General features: G+C 51.8%; 2 protein-coding genes. Both read right to left on the bottom strand.

Translation table 11 applies throughout. The features are described 5' to 3' along the window. On the bottom strand, nt 1-1,670 hold a 1,670-nt coding region (locus tag EGI20_RS17550; RefSeq protein ID WP_498633008.1), incomplete at its 3' end, for a restriction endonuclease subunit S. Then, nucleotides 1,667-2,434 (bottom strand): type II toxin-antitoxin system death-on-curing family toxin (locus tag EGI20_RS17545; protein ID WP_498633007.1); only part of this gene is annotated, 768 nt, incomplete at its 5' end. The genes EGI20_RS17545 and EGI20_RS17550, both read right to left, overlap by 4 nt.

The following is a 2,434-nucleotide window of genomic DNA, read 5'->3' as shown; positions in this document are numbered from 1 at the left end:
GTCTGTTGGCTGGTTTGCAGGCGGTATTTTAGTTGGTCGCAGAGGGCCATTAATTCATCGACAGCTTTAACAATTCTAAGCTGCTCTTCTTTTGGTGGTATACAAACCATCATATTCCAGAGCTTTTCTGAAACCAACTTACAAGTACCATGAGATGAGTGCTCAACCATATTTACCACTCGTTCTTTCGCTGCTTTCATTAACGTAAGCAAAAAACTCCCATTTATTTCCGCAAACACAAGCGCCTTCATATCTTGATTTATTGCAACAGGATTTATGGTCAAAGCAACAGGGAACGAATGGGCAAGAATCATTCCTCTGACCACCATCAAAAGGCTATTTGATGGAATTAATTTAAGCACCGTTTCAGAAATAGCATCGTCAGTAACATAGTCAACTGAAGATGAAATTAGATCGACCTTCATATCTTTTGGTGAAACCCAAGGGATACTCCCTCCCCAATATTTCCCTTGTGCTTTAGATGGAGTTCCCCCACCTAAGTCATAACCAAGTTCTAAAATTTGGCACCACTCCCACCCCTGCGGCAGCTCAAACGGCTTTTCATCCTCGTTGATTTCCGATAGCGGCTTTTCTTTTTTAATCTTCCCCTCTTGCACCAGCCGCGCCTTTTCGGCGGCGATGCGCGCCAGCAGGACGGAAGCGGGTTCGTCGTTGGGGTCTTGCGGCACCAGTTTGCCCATCACCGCCAATTGCAGGATGGTCTGTTTGAGGGCGTCGATGCTGGCGTCGGTGGTAAAAAGTGTGTCGAAGTGGCCGGCCAGCCGCGCCCAGTTTTGTGCCAGTTCATCGGCGTCGGCACTATCGCTCAGGGTCGCCAGCAGCACCTCGACCAAGGTCTGGTGCGCCGCCAGCTGCGCCTCGCTTTGCTGCTCCAACTGGTCGCAGAGGGCCATCAGTTCATCCACTTTGGCAACGATGCGTTTTTGTTCAGCAAAAGGTGGAATACCAAGTACGATCTCATTCATCTTGGCTTGATTCATTTTAGGCTGAGCTGTGCCAGTAATATATGAAATTAAAGAAATTGCATTGATATGCAAGCATATATATTTCAATAAATCTTCATTCAGCCCATCTAAAACATGAGCATGATTATTAACCCAATATCTCCCACGAGCCATGAACGCGATGGGTGTAGACCTATTAATTAGATTTGCTCCATCTTCACCAATCAACAACAATGGCTTGTCAAATAGATAGTTATCAACCTGATCAATAACCCCCGATGCGCCATAATAGTCATAAGAGCCCTTTCTTTTTTCTCTCTCAGAAACAGCCAAAGGGATACGTTCGAAATCTCGGTTAATTACAACATTACCAAACCGTTCAAATACCCAACCGTTCGGCTTATCAAGAGGTAAATCTGTATCTGTTATGACCAAGTATTGTTTTTCTTTTTTTATTTTTCCTTCATTGAACAGCCGCGCCTTTTCGGCGGCAATCCGCTCCAGCAATACCGAGGCGGGTTCATCGTTGGGGTCTTGCGCCACCAGTTTGCCGCGCACCGCCAGTTCCAGAATCAACTCGCGCAGCTTCTTGATGCCGGCCAGCTCCAACTTGCTATTGCTGCCGCGCCCGGCGCTGCTTTTGGGACGTACGGCGGCAGTCCACAGATCGAGGTGGTCGGTAATCAGGGTATCGATATGGCTCATGGGGTATTTCCAAAGTCTGTCGCAGCCGGCGCCGGGGTCAGCATATTGATGATCAGGCGAATCAGGGTGTCTTTTTGCGCCGGGGCCGATTCGGCCACCAGCAGGGTCAGGGCCGCCAGCCCGCTGTCGTTGATGATGGGCTCGCCACTGGCCAGCCACAGCGCCTGATTACGATAGAGAAAATCGACAAACAAAAAGGCGGCGCTGCGCTTATTGCCGTCGGCAAAGGGGTGGTTTTTGACCACGAAATAAAGCAGATGGGCGGCCTTGCTCTGCACCGTGGGGTAGGCACTTTGGCCAAAAACGCTTTGGGCCAGATTGCCCAGCAAGGCGGCCAAGCCATCGCCCCTTGGCCGGGCAAACAGTTCGGATGCCTCGCCACGGGCCATCAGCTGGGCTTTAAGCTCGCCCAGTGCCTGCATGGCGGGTTCTGGCGCCAGCAATACACCGCCCTCGGTGCCTGCCGGTTCGGTGAGCAGCCCTTCGTCATAGCGCTGCAGCCAGAGAAAGGTCTGGGTGTAGCGGCTGATGATTTCCACCAGACCGCGCCCGCTGGCAAGATCAAGCCCGTCGCCACGGGCCGCTTTGCGCACCAGTGCCAGCGCGGCTTCCAGCTCGCGGGCATTTTGCTCGAAACGCTGCTGGTTGAGGGTGTAGCCCTGAATCAGGTGCTGTTTCAACAGCCGGGTGGCCCACTGGCGAAAACGCACCCCTTGCGGCGATTTGACCCGGTAGCCGACCGAGATGATGACGTCGAGGTTGTA

The organism is Aquitalea sp. S1-19 (assembly GCF_024343515.1).
The sequence above is the reverse complement of the archived record's forward strand: the minus strand, read 5'-3'. Positions and strand labels throughout refer to the sequence as shown.